This window comes from Glycomyces buryatensis (genome assembly GCF_004912275.1).
In the GTDB taxonomy this organism is placed as follows: Bacteria; Actinomycetota; Actinomycetes; order Mycobacteriales; family Micromonosporaceae; genus Glycomyces; species Glycomyces buryatensis.
The window spans coordinates 1-18,392 of the sequence record NZ_STGY01000053.1 but is presented as its reverse complement, the minus strand read 5'-3'; the positions used below and the strand labels follow the sequence as shown (position 1 = coordinate 18,392).

14 protein-coding genes and 1 pseudogene are annotated in these 18,392 nt (G+C 69.0%); 7 read left to right on the top strand and 8 right to left on the bottom strand.

Features of this window, described 5'->3' with window-relative positions; genetic code table 11:
* Positions 1 to 18 precede the first annotated feature (18 nt).
* The 3 genes from FAB82_RS13400 to ppc form a co-directional block, all read right to left on the bottom strand.
* On the bottom strand, positions 19 to 249 hold the full coding sequence (locus FAB82_RS13400) for a HepT-like ribonuclease domain-containing protein (RefSeq protein ID WP_136535041.1): 231 nt from the start codon (positions 247 to 249) through the stop codon (positions 19 to 21).
* The gene (locus FAB82_RS13395) at positions 246 to 650 is read right to left on the bottom strand and encodes a nucleotidyltransferase family protein (RefSeq protein ID WP_136535040.1); all 405 of its coding nucleotides are present in this window, start codon (positions 648 to 650) and stop codon (positions 246 to 248) included. Before FAB82_RS13395 ends, FAB82_RS13400 begins: the two co-directional genes overlap by 4 nt.
* A 132-nt stretch (positions 651 to 782) precedes the next feature.
* Positions 783 to 3,545 carry a phosphoenolpyruvate carboxylase gene (gene ppc, locus FAB82_RS13390; protein ID WP_136535039.1) on the bottom strand — a complete coding sequence of 921 codons (2,763 nt, stop codon included), beginning with the start codon at positions 3,543 to 3,545 and terminating at the stop codon, positions 783 to 785.
* A gap of 330 nt (positions 3,546 to 3,875) precedes the next feature.
* Between ppc and cysC the strand changes: the two genes are divergently transcribed.
* Both cysC and FAB82_RS13380 read left to right on the top strand, forming a co-directional pair.
* Positions 3,876 to 5,420: an adenylyl-sulfate kinase gene (gene cysC, locus FAB82_RS13385; RefSeq protein ID WP_136535038.1), complete on the top strand. Its 1,545-nt coding sequence runs from the start codon at positions 3,876 to 3,878 to the stop codon at positions 5,418 to 5,420.
* 173 nt (positions 5,421 to 5,593) lie between these two features.
* A complete protein-coding gene (locus FAB82_RS13380) occupies positions 5,594 to 7,132 on the top strand; it encodes a hypothetical protein (RefSeq protein ID WP_136535037.1) in 1,539 nt (512 codons plus the stop codon).
* 28 nt (positions 7,133 to 7,160) lie between these two features.
* On the opposite strand, the gene FAB82_RS13375 is transcribed toward FAB82_RS13380, so the two are convergent.
* Together FAB82_RS13375 and FAB82_RS13370 are read right to left on the bottom strand one after the other, a co-directional pair.
* Positions 7,161 to 7,823 carry a vitamin K epoxide reductase family protein gene (locus FAB82_RS13375; protein WP_136535036.1) on the bottom strand — a complete coding sequence of 221 codons (663 nt, stop codon included), beginning with the start codon at positions 7,821 to 7,823 and terminating at the stop codon, positions 7,161 to 7,163.
* 116 nt (positions 7,824 to 7,939) lie between these two features.
* A complete protein-coding gene (locus FAB82_RS13370; RefSeq protein WP_211116584.1) occupies positions 7,940 to 8,809 on the bottom strand; it encodes an SDR family NAD(P)-dependent oxidoreductase in 870 nt (289 codons plus the stop codon).
* Positions 8,810 to 8,979: 170 nt separating this feature from the next.
* On the opposite strand from FAB82_RS13370, the gene amrA reads away from it, so the two are divergent.
* Both amrA and FAB82_RS13360 read left to right on the top strand, forming a co-directional pair.
* Positions 8,980 to 9,579 carry an AmmeMemoRadiSam system protein A gene (gene amrA, locus FAB82_RS13365; RefSeq protein WP_136535035.1) on the top strand — a complete coding sequence of 200 codons (600 nt, stop codon included), beginning with the start codon at positions 8,980 to 8,982 and terminating at the stop codon, positions 9,577 to 9,579.
* A gap of 293 nt (positions 9,580 to 9,872) precedes the next feature.
* A complete protein-coding gene (locus FAB82_RS13360) occupies positions 9,873 to 10,508 on the top strand; it encodes a DUF4333 domain-containing protein (RefSeq protein WP_211116583.1) in 636 nt (211 codons plus the stop codon).
* Between the two features lie 161 nt (positions 10,509 to 10,669).
* Here the strand turns inward: FAB82_RS13360 and FAB82_RS13355 are convergent, their stop codons facing one another.
* Complete coding sequence (locus tag FAB82_RS13355) at positions 10,670 to 11,512, bottom strand: PhzF family phenazine biosynthesis protein (RefSeq protein ID WP_136535034.1); 843 nt, start codon at positions 11,510 to 11,512, stop codon at positions 10,670 to 10,672.
* A gap of 103 nt (positions 11,513 to 11,615) precedes the next feature.
* Between FAB82_RS13355 and FAB82_RS13350 the strand changes: the two genes are divergently transcribed.
* Positions 11,616 to 12,746 carry an Mrp/NBP35 family ATP-binding protein gene (locus FAB82_RS13350; protein WP_136535033.1) on the top strand — a complete coding sequence of 377 codons (1,131 nt, stop codon included), beginning with the start codon at positions 11,616 to 11,618 and terminating at the stop codon, positions 12,744 to 12,746.
* Positions 12,747 to 12,913: 167 nt separating this feature from the next.
* Here FAB82_RS13350 and FAB82_RS13345 read toward each other — a convergent pair whose 3' ends face one another.
* Positions 12,914 to 13,843 carry a DapH/DapD/GlmU-related protein gene (locus FAB82_RS13345; protein WP_136535032.1) on the bottom strand — a complete coding sequence of 310 codons (930 nt, stop codon included), beginning with the start codon at positions 13,841 to 13,843 and terminating at the stop codon, positions 12,914 to 12,916.
* 39 nt (positions 13,844 to 13,882) lie between these two features.
* Here FAB82_RS13345 and dapE point away from each other — a divergent pair, with 39 nt between their 5' ends.
* Both dapE and FAB82_RS13335 read left to right on the top strand, forming a co-directional pair.
* Entirely contained in the window at positions 13,883 to 14,959 is a 1,077-nt protein-coding gene (gene dapE / locus FAB82_RS13340) for a succinyl-diaminopimelate desuccinylase (protein WP_136535031.1), read from the top strand.
* A gap of 449 nt (positions 14,960 to 15,408) precedes the next feature.
* The gene (locus FAB82_RS13335; protein WP_136535030.1) at positions 15,409 to 17,061 is read left to right on the top strand and encodes an AbfB domain-containing protein; all 1,653 of its coding nucleotides are present in this window, start codon (positions 15,409 to 15,411) and stop codon (positions 17,059 to 17,061) included.
* Between the two features lie 88 nt (positions 17,062 to 17,149).
* Here FAB82_RS13335 and FAB82_RS27135 read toward each other — a convergent pair.
* Positions 17,150 to 18,392: pseudogene (locus tag FAB82_RS27135) on the bottom strand (hypothetical protein); the annotation flags it as partial.

Here is an 18,392-nt window from a genome sequence, read left to right as displayed (position 1 = left end):
AGTACCCCCGGCCTGGACTCACTCCTCGTCGAGGTCCAGAGTGTATTGGGCTACTTGGCGAACATACTCGCGATAGTCCCGGCGGAATCTCGGGATGGACTCCGCCACCACGGCGTTGTCGACCTCTAGGTAGCCGTGCACGATGATGTTGCGCATACTCGCGCTCGGCGCCAACTCCGACGCCAATTCCTGCGTGATCGCACCGGCCTTGGCCGCTGACTGGAACGAAAGCCGGTACTCCCGAGTCATCCTGCCATCGCCTCCAGGCTCATGCGGTGCAACCACTCGGTGTCCATGCGCTGGTTCATCGCCGTCATCTGCATGGTCGGCAGCAGCTCGGAATCGCGTTCCACCAGCGGCAGAGTCCCCACCAGCGCCTGTTCGCGCGCAAAGGGATCGGCTCGATTCAAGTCCATCAAGTCGATCTGGTCGAACCTGGTCAGCTGAACGAAGGCCTCGACCATCGCCACCGGGCTCGGCCGCTCGCCTCGGTAGTGCACGGCGATGTCAAGATCCCGAGGCTCGGCGTCGTCACGGATGACAGACCCGAACACGACGACCAGGTCGAGCCCGAACCGCTCGCACAGTTCATTCAGACTCCCGTCCGCCTTCGCGGCCTGCAGCCGATCCAATGCGCCTCTCGCGTCCACAGCCTTACTGTACTGACTCGCCGGCCGCCGAACCAATGCATTTGGCAAGGGTCCGGGCGCGGCTGACGGACCCGAAACGCGAACTCGCCGAGGACGCGCGGGCGCCCTCGGCGAGTTGATCTCGGGCGAACCTCAGCCGGTGTTGCGCAGTCCGGCGGCGATGCCGTTGACGGTGATGAGCAGGGCCCGCTTGAGCTGCGGGTCCACATCGGTGGCGTCGGCGCCGCCCTCGGAGCGGTAGCGCTTGAGCAGCGAGATCTGCAGGTGGTGCAGCGGCGCCAGGTAGCGGTCGCGCACTTCGAGGGTGCGGGCCAGCTGCGGGTTGGCGTCGAGCAGTCGCTCCTCGCCGGTGAGGGCCAGCAGCTCGGACACGGTCTTCTCGTGCTCGGCCTTGATGACGTCGAAGATCGGGTGCAGCTCGGCCGGGACCAGGGTCTCGACGTACTGCGAGGCGATCTGCAGGTCGGTCTTCGCCAGCGTCATCTCCACATTGGAGATGAAGTTCTGGAAGAAGTGCCACTTGGAGTACATCTCGGCGATCTCGTCGCCCAGGCCCGCCTCGCGGACGGCGGCGAGGCCGGAGCCGACGCCGAACCAGCCGGGGACGATCTGCCGCGACTGGGTCCAGCCGAACACCCACGGGATCGCCCGCAGGCCGCCAAGTCCCGCGTCGGTATTGGGGCGCTTGGACGGGCGAGAACCTATGTTCAACGCGCCCAACAGCTCCGTGGGACTGACCGCCCAGAAGTACTCGGCCAGGCCGCGCTGCCCGGTCAGCCGCCGGTAGGCGGCCTGGGAGGCCTCGGAGGTCTGGTCCATGACGCCGAACCAGCGGCCGAGCACGTCGGGCTCGTGGCGCGGGCCGGTGTGCAGCAGCGTCGCCTTGAGCGAGGCCGCCACGGTCAGTTCCAGGTTCTCGCGGGCCAGCGCCGGGAGCGTGTACTTGTCGGAGAGGACCTCGCCCTGCTCGGTGATCTTGATGGCGCCGTCGAGCGTGCCCGAGGGCTGGGCCAGGATCGCCTCGTGGGTGGGGCCGCCGCCGCGGCCGATGGTGCCGCCGCGGCCGTGGAAGAGGCGCAGCCGCACCCCGTGCTTGGCGGCGACGTCGCGCAGTTGGCGCTGGGCGGCCTGGATGGACCACTGGCTGGCGGTGATGCCGGCGTCCTTGTTGGAGTCGGAGTATCCGAGCATGACCTCTTGGACGTCGCCGCGCGCGGCAACGATCGCCCGGTAGGCAGGCAGGCTCAGCAGCCGGTCGATGAGGGTGTCGCCGCCCGCGAGGTCCTCGACCTCTTCGAGGAGGGGGACGAAGCCGATGTCGGCCCGTCCGCGCGCGACGTCGATGAGGCCGGCGTCGCGGGCGAGGATGGCCGGGGCGAGGACGTCGGCCGGCTCGTGCGTCATGGAGATGATGTAGGACTCCACGATCGACTTGCCGAACTGGTCCTGGGCGTCCTTGATGGCGCTGAAGACGTCGAAGGTCTTGCGGTTGGCCTCGGTGAGCTCGACGCCGGTGGGCGCGAGCGGACGGCGGCCGGACAGTTCGCGCGAGAGCAGGTCGTCGCGCGCCTCGGTGCTGAGCTCGGCGTAGGGGACGTCGAGTTCGCCGGTGGCGTCGTAGAGCTCGGCGAGGACCGTGTGGTGGGCCTCGGAGTGCTCGCGGACGTCCATCGTCGCGAGCTGGAGCCCGAAGGCCGAGACGGTGCGAATGACGCGGTCGAGGACGCCCCTGGCGGCGAGCTGGCCCCGCTGGCGGGCGAGGGAGTCGCGCATGACCTGGAGGTCGGCGACGAGTTCGCGGCCGTCGGCGTAGTCGATGCCGGGCCGGTGGGGCAGGCCTTCGGCGTGGCGGGCGCGGGTGTTGCCGAGCTTGGCCTCGATGGCGCGGGCCTTGAGGCGGTAGGGCTCTTCGGCGTGGATGCGCCGGTACCGCTCGGGGATGTGGTCGAGCACGGCCATGTCGGCGGCGACGGAGTCGAGCAGTTCCTGGGAGGCGGGGCGCACGGACTGGGAGACCGAGAGTTCGTTGATGAGTCCTGCGACGGCGCCTTCGGCGGCGGCGATGCCGTGCTCGTGCTGCATGAGCAGGACCTGCTTGGTGACCTCGGGGGTCACGAAGGGGTTGCCGTCGCGGTCGCCGCCGATCCAGGTGCCGAACTTGAGCGGCGCCGAGCCCTGGCGGGGGGAGCCGCCGAGGTCGGTGAGGGTGGCGTTGAGGTCGGTGAGGACGCGGGCGGCGGCGTCGCGGTAGAGGTCGGTGAGGTAGTAGATCGCGTTGCGGGCCTCGTCGGTCGGCTCGGGCTTCTCGACGCGCAGTTCGTCGGTCTGCCACAGCAGGTCGATGATCTCGGCGAGGCGCGAGTTGACGGCGTCGACGTCGGCGGAGCCGAGGACGGCGCGTTCGGCGGTCTCGGCGTCGAGGAGGTCGGCGATGCCGCGCAGCTTGGTGAGGATGGAGCGGCGGGCGGCCTCGGTGGGGTGGGCGGTGAAGACCGGGCGGACTTCGAGGCGCTCGGCGGCGGCGGCGATCTGGTCGGCGGGGACGCTGCCGGCGGTGATCTCGGCGCGGGCCTGGGCGAGCCAGCCGCCGTTCTCGGCTCGGGAGCGGCGCATGTCGCGGGCGCGGTGGACCTGCTCGGTGATGTTCGCCAGGTGGAAGTAGGTGGCGAAGGCGCGGGCGAGGTCGACCTCCTCGGTGACGTCGAGCTTCGACAGTCGCGCCGCTACGGCCTCGGGCTGGTCGCGGACGAGGCCGCGGACCTCCTCGACCAGTTCGAGGAGCTGGGGGCCCTCCTGGCGGACCAGCGACTGGCCCAGGAGGTTTCCGAGGCGGCGGATGTCGCGGCGGAGCTGTTTGTCGTCGGCTTCGCCTGAGGAGGTGTCGAAGTAGTCCATATGGAGGTCTCCAGTGGTGGTTCGGGCACTGGGCTAACTTACGTCTCGCAAGATCGCCGGGGAGGCGAACTCGCGTGTCGCAAGGTGCGCCGGGGGCCGCTCGCGCCGACGCCCTTGTCCGCGGTCACTGCTGCACTACTGCCTAAGAGCGCTGCCAGCGTAACGTAATTGAAATGGCGACGCCACCGACTCATCCGCGATGCGGGATGAGAGGGTCTGCCACCCGGCGGCACTGCGGGTGAGGCGCTGGGCCCGGGCGTGGCATACCCTGGTGCCACCGCACCGATACCCCCCTCACCGCCGAGCACTGCGAAGGGATCGCGACCGACCATGTCTGACTGGGTTCTGCCCGACGAGGTCCTGTCCGAGGCGCCGAGTCACACGCCGCTGCCCCACGAACTGGCGGATCTTGAGCTGCTGCTCTATGGCGCCTACAGTCCGCTGCGCGGATTCATGAGCGAGGCCGAGGCCCGCTCGGTGACGTTGACGGGCGTGCTGCCGAACGGGACGGCCTGGCCGGTGCCGGTGACGTTGGACGTGCCGATCGAAGTCGCGCGGAAGCTGGACAATCCCGACCCGAAGCGTCGTGTGCTTCGCATCACCGACCCCGAGGGGGCGCCGGTCGCCGCGGTCGAGTGCCACTCGCTGGACGCCCTGGGCCCGGACATGGTGCGTGTGGGCGGTCCGGTGCGGCGCATCGCGGATGCGGCCCACGGGGTGTTCATCGGCTTGCGGGCCACCCCTGAGCAGGCGAAGCAGACGTACTCCAAGCCGCGGGTGCTGGCGCTGGTGGCCGACCGGCCGCTGCACCGCCCGCAGCTGGCGCAGCTGGTGCGGGCCGCGCACAATCTGGCCGCGCACGTGCTGGTCATGATCCCCACCGGCGACGAGATCAATGGCGGCAAGGTCCTGAAACTGCCGACGGCGGCGCTGGTGCGCAGCGTCCTGGCCGCGAAGGACCGGCTGCCGACGGCGACGGTGCTGACCGTGCCGCTGTCCAGGCGGGGCGACCGCCTCCGCGACGGCCTGCTGACGGCGAAGGTCGCGGCCGCCTACGGGGCGACCCACATCATGGCCGGGCCCGAGGGGCTCGGCGGCGGCGACGGCATCCGCTCGATGGTGCCGCGCGACCTGGCCTACGACACCCGCGACGGGCAGTGGCGGCCGATCGAGGACATCGAGCCGCCGTTCCGGCGGACCTCGCTGTCCGAGGCCGAGATCGCCGACATGCTCGACCGGGGCTTCGGGCTGCCGGAGTGGCACACCCCGCCGAGCGTCGCCGCGGAGCTGCGCAAGGCGCGCCCGCCGCGGCGCAATCGCGGCCTGGTCCTGTTCTTCACCGGCCTGTCGGGCTCGGGCAAGTCCACGATCTCCCGCGGCGTCTACGAGGCGCTGCTGGAGGACGGCACCCGCACGGTCTCGCTGTTCGACGGCGACGTGGTGCGGCGGGTGCTGTCGAGCGGGCTTGGTTTCTCGCGCGCCGACCGGTCCACGAATGTCCGGCGGATCGGCTACGTCGCGGCCGAGGTGGCCCGGCACGGCGGCATCGGGGTGGCCGCCCCGATCGCGCCCTACGACGCCGACCGGGTCGAGACGCGGCGCATGGCCGAGGCGACGGGAGCGGACTTCGTGCTGGTGCACGTGTCCACGCCGCTGGAGGTGTGCGAGTCGCGCGACCGCAAGGGCCTGTATGCGAAAGCGCGGGCCGGGCAGATCCCCGAGTTCACCGGGATCTCCGACCCTTACGAGGAGCCGCGCGACGCGGAGCTGACGATCGACACCTCCGACATGACCGCCGGCGAGGCGATCGAGCAGGTGGTGGAGTTCCTCTCCGAGGGCGGTTGGCTGGAGCCGGTCGGGCTCAAGATCGCCTGAGGCCCGCTCGCGCGGGCATCGCGGCCTCTTTCTATCAGCCGGTTCTAGAGGAAGTCTCTGGAAGCGGGCAGCGCGGCCTTTGGGGAACGTCTACAATCGATGAGCAACTTGCCTAAAAATTTCTCGTAACCTGCTCTCGAACCCCTCACTCGGGTGCCACCGAAAGGCCGACAATGCCGCGCGCCCTCATTGACCGCCTAACGACGTGGGCCCGCCCCAAACGGGCCCCGGTCGAGATCGAATCCTGGTCGGAATCGGGGCTGCCCGAATCCGAGATCCCCGCCGAAGGCGACCACGGCGACCTGCTGTGGGCCCGTGGCTTCCTGCTGACGGCCGAGGCGCACCCCCTCCCCGTCGCGCACTGGCGCCGGATCCGGCTCGGCGGCCGCCACGTCTCCTACGACCCGCGCAATCCGATCGCCCTCGCCCGGGCCGGGTCGAGCTGGGTCGCGCTCCTGGGCCGCGCCGTCGACCTCGGCAACTGGTCGGCCGGCCACGGCCGCATCGCCGAGACGCTGCTGCGCGCCCGCCTGGCCGGACGCGGGGCGATGATCGAACGCCTCGACATGCTCTCGGGCCGGTACGCGCTCTTCGACGGCGACGGACGGGCCGCGTTCGCGCAGACCGATGCCGCCGGGATGCGCGGGCTGTTCTTCGCGACCGGCACCGCCGCTCCCTGCGCGGCCTCGCACGCCGGCCTGGTCGCCGAGCGCATCGGCGCCGGGCCGTCGGCGTTCCCCGACCCCGATCTGCTGCGCCGGGAGCTGCACGCCTACGCGCTGCCCGGCCGAGCGACCACCGCCGAGGGCGTGGTCATGCTGACGCCCAATACCGAACTCGACCTCGGTTCGGGGAAGGTGCACCGCTGCTTCCCGCGCGAGCCCCGGCGGGAGCGTCCCGCCGACGAGGTGGCCGACGAGCTCATGCCGCTCCTGCAGGGCCAGCTGGCGGCCCTGGCCGAGCGCGGGCCGCTGGAGGTCTCCCTCACCGCCGGGCTCGACAGCCGGACCACTTTGGCGCTGACCAAGCCGCTGTCCGACCGGTTCCGGTACTTCACCTACGACACTGTCAGCGGCAAGGGGCCCTCCCGTCGCGGCGTCGCACGGGATGTCGCCGTCTCGGTGGAACTCGCCGCGCGCTTCGGCCTCGACCACCGGCGCATCGAGGTCGCCTGCCGCTTCCCCGCCGAACCGCTGCGCTCGATCATGGAACGCAATTCGCCGCGGCACTCCAACCCCGGCATGGCCGCCGCCCACCGCGACCAGACGCCCGATCCCGGTCTGCACCTGCGGTCGAACCTGTACGAGATCGGCCGGGCCTTCTACCGGGCCAGGCGAAATAACCTGCCCGAGGTGCTGAGGGCCGAGGACATGACCTCGCTGCTGACCGCCCGCCGCTCCCGGGACCCGCGGCTGCGGGACGCGTTCGCCGAGTACATCGGCGCCACGGACTTCGACCGGGCGCAGCAGTTGTACGACGGGGCCGACCTGTTCTACTGGGAGCACCGCGCGGGTATGTGGCTCAATGCCCACCTGACCGAGAGCGACATCGCGTTCGACACGCACATCCTCGTCAACTCCCGCCACGTCTACCGGCTGCTGCTGTCGGCGCCGCAGGCCGACCGGCAGGCCGGAACCGTGTTCCTGGAACTGATCCGACGCAGCTGGCCCGAGGTGCTCGACCTGCCCGTGAACGGGACGCGGCTCGCTTAGCTACCCCCAGCTAAACCGAACTGGTCTCCTAGAACAGGGTCGACCAGTAGTCCCAGAAGGCCATGCCGATGATCGCCAGGACCGCGAGGTAGAGCACGGCCAGGCCGATCCAGTGGAAGCGGAGCAGGTCGTCGACCGCGCCCCGCCAGTCCTCGCCGACGCCGATCGCGCCGGTGCGCAGATTGTCGACGGTGGTGAACCAGAAGATCGGAATGACCACGGCCCACACCACCATGCACCACGGGCACAGCACGCCGATCAGGAACGACGTCTGGATGATCAGCCAGGAGATGAAGACCAGGCCGCCGAGCGTACCGAGGTTGAACGTCAGGTTCACCCAGCGCGGCAGGGCGACGCGCGCGAGCGTCAGCACGCCCATGAAGATCACGAACGGGAAGGCCATCAACCCGATGTAGGGGTTGGGGAAGCCGAACACCGAGGCCTGCCAGGTGTTCATGACGGTGCCGCACGACAGCACCGGGTTGAAGTCGCAGGAGATGACGTGCCCGGGGTCCAGCAGCGAGGCGACCCGCTCATAGGACAGGTCGAAGGACGCCACCAGTCCGATGATCCCGCCCAGCAACTGGATCAGGCCGGTCGCCAGGCGGCTCCTGCTCGCTCTTGGGTCGTCACCGAAGGCCTCGTCCATGCCCGCCGTCCGTTCCGCTGTGCCCGCCGCTGTCGAAGTCATAGTCACGCCAATGTAACGAGCGCACCGCGCTCGAAGTTGCGGACCTCGGTCCCACAGTGGCAGGACACGTCTGGAGGAACCGGCCGCGGCCGGTCACCAGCTGCGGTAAACACCCCCTAGGCCCGGATCGAGGCACCGCCGTCGACCACGAGTGTCTGACCGGTCACGAACGAGGCGGACGGGGCGCAGAAGAACACGGCGGCCGCGGCGACCTCCTCGGGCGTTCCGGGCCGGCCCATCGGACCGTCGAGTCCCTTTTGGAGCTCCAGCACGGTGGACGAGCCGGTGCGGATGAGCCCCGGCGCGACCGCGTTGACCGTCACCCCATCGGCGACGACCTCGGTGGCGAGCGCCTTCGTCAGCCCCGTCACTCCGGCTTTCGCTGCGGCGTAAGCGGCCTCGGCGGGAACGGCATTGACGGTGCCGATCGTGGCGGCGATGTTGACGATGCGGCCCCAGCCGCGCTCGGCCATGCCCTGGACGAACGCGCGCGAGACCAGGAAGGCGGTGTCGAGGTTCCGCGCCAGCTCCGTCTGCCAGTCCTGATAGGAGAGTTGGGCGACCGGCTTCACCACGGCCGGATCGGTCTTGGAGGTCAACCCGGCATTGTTGACCACGATGTCGACCTCGCCGACGGCCTCGGCGACCGCGTCGGCCAGTCCCCCGACCTCGGCCTCGTCGGTCAGGTCGGCGACGAAGCCGATCCCATCGATCTCCCCCGCGCGCTCGTGGATCCGCTTGGTGGTGGACACGATCGCGACCGTCGCGCCCGCCAGTCGCAACCTGGTCGCAATGGCGTAACCGATGCCGTCATTGGCGCCCGCGCCGGTGACCAACGCGACCTTGCCCGCCAGGGAGTCGAGCTCCTGGAGGCGTCCCAGGTTGGTTTCCGTCTGCGCCACAAGCTCGCTCGCGGGCAGGTCGATGACGTCGGCGAGGTCGTCGTCGCGCTCGAATGGCGCCTGGCTCGCGCTGGGTGCGTTCATGCGGGCAGTCTCTCACGTGGCAGTGACGAAACACAGCACCACCGTGCCCCAATCACGCGAAACCGACACTTTCGGGTCAGCCTTTCCCGCAACTGTCCAGCCGCCCGAGAACCGTGCCGATTACGACTGGGCCAGGCGAGCGACCGGCTCCACCGTGGCACCATGGGAAAATGAAGCCTTCGATGGGGCGGGTGCTGACCGGCTTGGCGCGCAGCGCGGTCGAGACCTCCTTCGCCTCCAAACCTCCGGAGGCCGGCGACCTCATCGGACACGTCACCCCCGAGTCGATGGCCGAGGCGCTGGCCCGGCCCGCCGCGACCTTCGTGACCCTCGAAGGCGACTCGAAGCTGCGCGGCTGCATCGGCACGCTCATTCCGTTGCGGCCCTTGGGCGTCGACGTAGTCCGCAACGCCCGCTTGGCGACCCGGGACCCGCGGATGCCGCCGGTCGAACCGTCCGAAGTGCCCGGACTCCAGGTGACCGTGTCGGTCCTGTCCCCCGCCAGCGCGCTCGCGGTCGACTCGTTCGCGGCCCTGATCGGCCGACTGATCCCCGGCACCGACGGGCTGACCTTGCACGGCGCCCGGCGCCGCCGGGCCACGTTCCTGCCCACGGTGTGGCGGAGCCTGCCCGAACCGGAGCGGTTCGTCGCGGCGCTGCTGCGCAAAGGCGGCTGGCCGCGGGATCTGTGGTCGACGGATCTGCGCTCGGCCCCCTGGCCGCCGGACCTGATGGCCGAGCGCTACACGACGGAACTGTTCACGGCCTAGGTGTGATGTCCGGCGACGCTGTTCCGTCCGGTTGTAGCGGATTCGTGTGACAGGTGAAGGCCTCCGGTTGTGAAGTGGGGTCGATCCATGCGCGATCCTGCAATCCGAGCGCCCGATCGAGGAGTGAGCGGACCATCCTGCCGGTATCCCGCCGGTATCCCGCCTGGTCGGGCACCTCTGCCGCAGTCACGATGGTTGCAGTGGAGGGAGACGACTGCATCGTCTGTGTCCGCGCCCGATCCCCTAGTCATGATGAGGAAGTCGACGTGATGACAAGTACGGTACGGCGGAAGTTGAGAGCCCGCAACGCACTCCTGACCGGGGGCACCGCGTTCGCCACCCTCGCTCTCTCGGCGTGCAGCTTCAGCTTTGGAACCGCAAGCGCCACCGGTGAGGAGCTTGCCCGGGCCGCCACCGATGCCTTGGAGGAGCAGACTGGAGAGCGCCATGAGGTCGACTGCGGCGACGATTCGGTCGATCTTGAGGAAGGCAAGGAAGTCGACTGCGTGCTGACCGAAGCGGCTTCCGGCACGGAATACGACCTCACCCTCACCATCACCGATGTCGACGGCGGGGAGTGGCGTGCCCAGGTCCAGGTCGCCGATGCTCCGCGCGCGGAGGATTCGCCTGATGCGGCCGAGTCCCAGACCGATGACGCGGCGCAGGGGCAGGAAGAATCGGGAGAGGGAGTCGTCATCCGGACGAAGGACCTCTCCCCGCTGGTGGACGAAGCATTCGAGGACGAGTACGGGTCAAGTGGGATAACGGACTGCGGCGTGAAGGATGTCGAGATCACCTACTACGTGGGCTCACTCATCAACTGCTCGGTAACGGATACATCCGGTCAGGAGTACTTCGCCCAGATCACCATCACCGAGATCAATGGCACGGAGTGGTCCGGTGAGGTCGAGTTCGAGCCTGCGGCCTAGTGAGCGCTCTGCCGCGCGGGGCAAGGGCTGCGTCAGCGTGGGACGTGAAGGCCTCCTGGTCGTGAAGCAGTGCACTTGACAGCTCCACTTCACAACCGGAGGTCTTCACCTGTCACACGAATCCGCTACACCGGACGGAACAACGTCCCAGGACATCACACCTAGGGCAGGGTGACGAGCTCGCCCTTGGCGACCAGGATCGCCGAGCCGGTCACCGAGACCTCGACGGCCTTGCCGCCGTCCACGACGACCTCGCCGTAGAGCTTGGAGGGCCGGTCGATCTCGGCGCCCTGGCTGATCTCGTAGGTGTGGATGCCGTCGCCGGTGATCAGGCCCTGTTCGACCAGGTAGACGCCGAGGGCGACGGCCGCCGAGCCGGTGGCCGGGTCCTCGGCCACGCCCACTCCGGAGGCGAACAGGCGGCCGTGGACGGCGTTCGTGGCCTCATCGAAGCTGAACAGGTACACGAAGTCGAGGCCGCCGGGCGTGGACTTCGCGGCGGTCACGTCGGCGTCGCTCAGTCGCACGAAGTTGTGCGGCAGGCCCGCGCTGGTGGCCTGCGGGGTGCCGATGACCTGGGCGGCCGCGTAGCCGAACGAGGTGGCCGCGAACGCGGCGTCGATCTTGTCGCCGACGCTGATCGCGGTGGAGGTGAGCTTGGCGGTGTCCCCGTCGAGCTCGATCGTCATGAGCCCGGAACCGCATTCCTGGACCACCTTGCCGCCATTGGGCGTTGCGAATCCGGTGCGCGCGGCCGAGAGGGCCGAGCCGATGGTGGGGTGGCCGGCGAACGGCAGTTCCTCCGCGGGGGTGAAGATCCGCGCGCGGTAGTCGGCGCCGGCGGTGGTGCCGGGGAGGATGAAGGAGGTCTCGGAGTAGCCGAACTCGGCCGCGATGGCCTGCATCTGCGCCGGAGCCAGGTCCTCGGCGCCGTAGACGACGGCGAGTTGGTTTCCGGCATAAGCACGGTCGGTGAAGACGTCAACAATCTCGAAGGTGATCACGCCGAAAGGCTAACGCGGGGCCACGTGGAGGTGTCGGGTGATGAACAGTCCGGTAAGCCTACGCTCACCTTGCGGCTTGAATGCTCGTGGTTACGATTGAGGTATGTCTGAAACCAGTGTCGTCGAGGCCGTCAACGAAGCGCTCTCGCACGTCAACGACCCGGAGATCCGCCGCCCCATCACCGAGCTGGGGATGGTCGACTCCCTCGCCCTCGAAGGCCGAACGCTGGCCGTGAAGATCCTGCTCACGGTCGCCGGCTGCCCCATGCGCGACACCCTCCAGCGCGACGTCGAAGCCGCCGCCCGCAGCGTCGACGGGGTCGACGAGGTGGCGCTCGAATTCGGCGTCATGTCCGAGGAGCAGCGCAAGAACCTCCAGACGCAGCTGCGCGGGCCGGGCCAGGCCGAACCGGTGATCCCGTTCAACCTGCCCGAGTCGCGCACCCGAGTATTCGCCATCGCCTCGGGCAAGGGCGGGGTCGGCAAGTCGTCTCTGACGGTGAACATCGCCGCTGCGATGGCCCAGAAGGGCCTGTCAGTGGGCGTCGCCGATGCCGACATCTACGGCCACTCGATCCCCCGGATGCTCGGTGTCGAGGGTGCTCCGACGCAGGTCGAGGACATGATCATGCCGCCGCAGGCGCACGGCATGAAGGTCATCTCGATCGGCATGTTCACCCCCGGCAACACCGCCGTGGTGTGGCGCGGGCCGATGCTGCACCGCGCATTGCAGCAGTTCCTCGCCGACGTCTACTGGGGCGACCTGGACGTGCTGCTGCTGGACCTGCCGCCCGGGACCGGCGACATCGCGATCTCGGTGGCGCAGCTGCTGCCGACCGCCGAGCTGGTCGTGGTGACCACCCCGCAGCAGGCCGCCGCCGAGGTGGCCGAGCGGGCGGGCGCGATCGTCACCCAGACCCACCAGAAGCTGGCGGGCGTGGTCGAGAACATGTCTTGGATGGAGCTGCCCGACGGCTCGCACGTGGAGCCGTTCGGCTCCGGTGGCGGCAAGACCGTCGCTGCGGCGCTGACCCGTGACGTCGGTGCCGACGTGCCGCTGCTGGGCCAGATCCCGCTCGACCCGAGGCTGCGCGAGGGCGGCGATTCCGGCATCCCGCTGGTGATCTCCGACCCCGACGCCGAGGCGTCTCGGGCCATCCGCGCTATCGCCGACCAGCTGGCGGTGCGAAAGGTGTCGCTGGCGGGCAAGCCGCTGGGGCTCAACCCGGTCTAAGCCGGGCGCTTGCCTTCAAATCGGACCTATGGGGTCCCCCCCACTACCAATGGTGCCGGGCGGGTGTGACAACGAACGGTGCCCCCTGCTTTCGCAGGGGGCACCGTCCTCGTATGCCGTCATCGAGCACTGTGGGACCTGGTTTGCGACCGGCCCACCGTTGGAAGCTATTGGGCGGAGTGGAGAGCGGTGTTCAGCTCGCCCCATGAGCCCGAGCGCGGGCGCACTTCGAGGACGCCGGTCTGGGTGTTCGTCCAGAACTGGAGGTTGTCCTTGCCCGACAGCGTCGCGGCCTTGACCACGGTTCCGTCCGGAGTGGACACCTTCGAGCCGGCCGTGACGTAGCAGCCGGCGGCCACGACGCAGTTGTCGCCCAAGGAGATCCCGATACCGGCGTTCGCGCCCAGCAGGCAGCGCTCGCCGATCGAGATGACCTCCTTGCCGCCGCCCGAGAGCGTCCCCATGATCGAGGAGCCGCCACCGATGTCCGAGCCGTCGCCGACCACGACGCCCGCCGAGATGCGGCCCTCGACCATCGAGTTGCCGAGCGTTCCGGCGTTGTAGTTCACGAAGCCCTCGTGCATGACCGTCGTGCCCGAGGCCAGGTGCGCGCCCAGGCGCACCCGGGAGGCGTCGGCGATGCGCACGCCCGAGGGGGTCACGTAGTCGGCCATCGGCGGGAACTTGTCCAGCGACTTGACCTCCAGGGTCTGGCCGGCCTGGCGCAGCTTGAGGCGCGCGGCGTTCACGTCGGCGGCCGGGAGCGGCCCGAAATTCGTCCAGGCGTTGTTCGGCAGCAGCCCGAAGATGCCGGAGAGGTTGATCGAATGCGGGATGACGAAGCGGTGGGACAGCAGGTGCAGCCGCAGGTAGACGTCGGCGGTGTCGACCGGCTCGTCCTCCAGGGACTTGATGGTCACCGCGATGCCCCGGGTGGTGGTCCCGGCCGGGCCGGTGGCCAGGGCCTCGGGGGCGGCCACACCGGTCGGGGCCTCGCCCAGACCCAGGCGCGTGAACCACGCGTCCAGGACGGTGCCGTCGGCCGCGACGGTGGACACGCCGACTCCCCATGCTGCGTCAGTCAGGAATTCACTCATCTCAAAAGCCTATCGACGCGGCGGGTATCGTCTGCGGATGTGACAGTTTTGAGTGAGGCAGTCCTCGCCGACCCCATCGCCCTGACCCGGGCGCTGTGCGATATCCCGTCGGTGTCCGGCGATGAGAAGGCGATCTGCGACGCCGTCGAGCAGGCGTTGGAGCGCTTGGGCCACTTGACGATCCAGCGCGAGGGCAACACCCTCGTGGCCCGCACCGATCTGGGCCGTGACCGCCGCGTCATGCTCGCCGGGCACCTGGACACCGTCCCGGTCAACGACAACTTCCCGACCCGCGACGACGGCGACGTCATGTGGGGCCTGGGCACCTCGGACATGAAGTCGGGCACCGCGCTGGCGCTGTGGATCGCCGCGACGGTCCCCGACCCGCGCTTCGATCTGAGCTTCGCGTTCTACGACTGCGAGGAGATCGAGTCCGACCGCAACGGCCTCAACAAGCTCTCGAAGTCCCGACCCGAATGGCTGGCGGCCGATTTCGCGATCCTGCTGGAGCCGACGTACGGCCTGGTCGAGGCCGGGTGCCAGGGAACCATGCGGGCCCGGGTGACCACCCACGGCAAGCGGGCCCACTCGGCGCGGTCCTGGAAGGGCGAGAACGCGATCCACAAGGTCGCCCCCGTGCTGGAGCGCCTCGGCGCCTACGAGGCCCGCGTGGTCGACGTCGAAGGCTGCACCTACCGGGAGGGCCTGAACGCGGTCCGCATCGGCGGCGGCGTGGCCGGCAATGTCATCCCCGACGAGTGCTGGGTCGAGGTCAACTTCCGCTTCGCCCCCGACCTGGACGAGAAGGCCGCCGAGACCCACGTCCGCGAGGTCTTCGACGGCTACGACGTCGAGGTCACCGACTCCGCGCCCTCGTGCCGCCCCGGGCTCGACCGCCCCGAGGCCGCCGAGTTCGTCGCCGCGGCCGGCGGCGAGTTCGCCGCCAAGCTCGGCTGGACCGACGTGGCCCGCTTCGCGACCCTCGGCATCCCCGCCGTCAACTTCGGCCCCGGCGACCCGAACCTCGCCCACAAACAGGACGAGCGCGTCGAACTCCCGCGCATCACCGCCTGCGCCGAAGCGTTGCGCGCGTATGTGACCGGGGCGCATCGATAGCCGACTCCTCCAGCACGCTCGCCACGACCGCCGGCAAGGCGGTCAGGACTGTGGGCTATGACCGACGGAAATCGTTATTCTGCGATCTGGCGCTAGAAATGTCAGGTGTATCCGCTCGCATTGTCAAAGTGACAGATCCGCATGCCCGAAACTCGCCGGTCGCGGAGGGCTCGACGGGCCCCGCCATCTGAATCGTTCGGTGCGTTGACGAGGCGGAAGAGGGATTCCGGGATGCCGCACCGTTCCCGGGACCGGAAGGGGCCGTCGCGGAGACGTCCCGATTGCCGCAGCCCGGGACGTGGAAGATCTGATGAAGCTCACGCCAGAGATTGAAATATCTCGATTAATAAGATATCGTTATCCCTGCGGACGACGTACCCGCGTCGACCGTCCTAGGACTGCGGTGGCGTTTCCCCGGCGTCGTACACCGCATGGCGCAAAGGAGCACCATGCCCAACCAACACCAGAACGAATCCCGTCGCGGCCCGAGCTTCAATCGGCGGAACCTTCTCAGGGGGGCGGTCGTCGCGGGCGGTCTCGCCGCCGTGGGAGCCGGTGGCGTCGGCGTCGCCCAGGCCCAATCCTTCAACCACCCGGGGCAGCTGCTCCAGGCCGACGAGTTCGACCGGATGGAGAGCGCCGTCCAGGCGAACCGGGAGCCGTGGATCTCCGGCTGGAACCGGCTGACCGCGAACTCGCACTCCTCCTCGACCTGGCAGCCCCGGGCGGTCGAGCGGATCATCCGCGGCGACAACGGCACCGACCCTGAGAATTACTGGCTGCTGTACAACGACATGCACGCGGCCTACCAGAACGGGCTGCGCTGGAAGATCAGCGGCGACACCGCCCACCGCGATGCGGCGATCAGGATCCTCAACGCCTGGTCGGGGACGTTGAAGGAGATCGGCGGCTGGACCGAGGCCTCGCTGGCGGCCGGGATCTACGGCTATCAGGCGGCCAACGCCGCCGAGATCGTCCGCAACGAGGCCGGATTCGACCGGGCCCGGTTCCAGTCGATGCTCGCCAACGTGTTCTACCCGTTGAACAACGACTTCCTCGTCCGGCGCCACGGCACCTGCGACAGCCACTACTGGGCGAACTGGGACCTGTGCAATATGGCCGCGATCCTGGCCATCGGCATCTTCAACGAAGACCAGGCCAAGTTCGACGAAGCGATCGAGTACTTCTGGAACGGCAAGGGGAACGGCTCGATCGAGCACGTGATCCCCTTCATCCACGGCGACCTCGCCCAGTGGCAGGAGTCCGGCCGCGACCAGGCGCACTCGATCATGGGCATCGGGCTGATGGCCGAGTTCATGGAGATGGCCTGGAACCAGGGCGTCGACCTCTACTCCGCCCGCGATCACGCCTTCGCCAAGGCCGCCGAGTACGTGGCCCGCTACAACAACGGGCACAGCGTGCCCTTCACCAAGTACGTCTGGTACAACGGCCACAACTGCGCCTACAACGAGCACACCGTGATCTCGGATTGGCCTCGCGGGCAGATACGGCCGGTGTGGGAACTCGTCTACGCCCACTACTACAACCGGCTCGGCATGGCCATGCCGAACGTGCGGGAGATGATCGGCAAGACCCGGCCCGAAGGCGGGGGCGGCGACTACGGCCCCAACTCCGGCGGCTTCGACTCACTCGGATGGGGCACCCTCGCCTACGTGCGCGAACGGACCCCGACCGCACTCAACCGGTTGCAGTCCTACAACTTCCAAGACCGGTACGTGCGGCACGCCTACTACGACGTGCGTCTGGACGCCTCCATCAGCCCCGCTGCGGACGCGCAATTCCGGCTCGTTCCCGGCCTGGCGGACTCGGCCGGGGTCTCGTTCGAGGCGGCGAACGTCCCCGGCTACTACCTGCGTCACTACAGCTACGACTTCAGGCTGGACCCGAACAACGGCTCCTCGGTGTTCAAGGCCGACGCCACCTTCCACCGCGTGGCCGGCCTGGCCGACGGCTCATGGACCTCGTTCCGGTCCCACAGCCACCCCGACCGGTACATCCGACACTCGGACTACCTGTTGAAGCTGGACCAGATCAGCGACGCGACCGGCCGCGCCGACGCGACCTACCGAATCACGAGCTGACCGGCCGCGGTCGAGCCGGCGGTGCGCCGCCTCGATCCGGAAAGGGCCCCAGGCGCGAATGCGCCTGGGGCCCTTGTGTCGAGCGGAATTACGGCTTGGTGAGGTCCGCGATCGCTGTCGCGAGGGCGTCGGCGGCCTCGTCGATTTCTTCTTGGGTGGCTCCCTTGTTCTCGTTGGCCGCCACTGCGGTTTCGCGGGCTGCCGTGAAGGCGGCCCAGGAGTCGGCGGTCCAGTCGCCCTCGGTCAGCTTGGACGCGTCGTCGAGGCGGACGGCGAGGGCGGACTTGTCGATGACTTCGACGATGAACTGGAGCTCGGCGACATTGCAGAAGCCGTTGCCGCCGCCGATGCGCAGGGCCCCGTAGTGGACGGGTTCGGTCAGTTCGACCGTGTTCCAGCCGCGATGCGGAGTTCCCGTGCTCGCGAACTGTGTCCACGTGGCGCCGTCGTCGTTGGAGCCCTGGATGGCCAGGCCCGTCGCGCGCCTCCACGCGCTGTCCCTCGGGAAGTACTTGACGCCGACCACCGTGAACGCAGTCCCGTCGGTCGGGAGCACGGTGTTCGTGCAGGACGTCGTGGTCGTGTCGGTGTACGTCCAGGTGTCCCCGTCGAACATCCGCCAGCCGTTGGCGGCCGCACTCGTCGCGCCGTCAGCGGTCGCGGTGCTCGCCTCGACCCAGGACTGCTCGAGCGTCGCGGGCGCCTCGGTCAGCAAGGGGTCCAGGAGGTCCCAGGCGTCGACGAGTCGCTGCGCGAGCGCCTGCTCGTCGGCGCCCGGCTCGGCGAGCGCCTCGCGGACCGCCGCCACCTCGCGGGGGAACAGGAGCCGGGACCCGCGGGTGTAGGCGCTCAGGTCCACGGCATCGGCGCGCTCGAGGAGCGGATCGATGTCGTACGAGAACGCACCGAAGAGGCGGAGCTCCGCGATATGGATCCACATGCCGTTCTTGACACGCAGGTAGCGGTAGGCCCCGTCCTCAGAGGACGGGAGGTTCTGCCACGAGAGCGTCTTGAACGTCGGCTCGGTGAGCGTGGTCCAGGACGACAGGTCGTTCGAGCCTTCGAAGACCAGGCCGTCCATCTGCCGCATGCCCTCATCGTGCTGACGCGCCAGGTAGTCGAGGCGGTCGGCGGTGACCTGGGCGCCTTGGCCGAAGTCCCAGATGAGGTCGGCCTGGCCGTCGGCGGTGGCGATATTGCTGAAGGTCGAGGCCTTCCCGTCGAGCATTGTCGCCGCTTGGGTGGCCTTGGCCGGGTCGGGCGAACCGTCCGCCTTGATCACTTCGGCGCCGGCGAGGTCGACGAGATTGCTCTCGTCCGAGGCGTACAGC